Below are 228 nucleotides of genomic sequence, written 5' to 3' on the forward strand. Positions count from 1 at the left end.
GCGCCACGCGGTGCTGGCGCTGGAATGCGCGGCGGCGCCCTATGCCTATTCCATGCCGGTCTACAAGGACCTGGCTTCGCCCGGCATGCTGTACTGCCGCAGCTATGGCGGCAGCCAGATGCTGGTCAGCGAGGGCACGGCCGGTGAAACGCTGGCGTCCGGCCAGACCGAGCAGGGCGACATCCCGCTGGATTACGTGGCGGCGGTTGGCGAGCAGGTGGCGGCGCG

At 70.2% G+C, this 228-nt stretch carries 1 pseudogene; it reads left to right on the top strand.

From position 1 onward, the window contains the following. Positions 1-228: pseudogene (locus SB771_RS37600) on the top strand (FAD-binding oxidoreductase); the annotation flags it as partial.

Source organism: Burkholderia sp. SIMBA_051 (assembly GCF_046534915.1).
Classification (GTDB): domain Bacteria; phylum Pseudomonadota; class Gammaproteobacteria; order Burkholderiales; family Burkholderiaceae; genus Burkholderia; species Burkholderia ambifaria.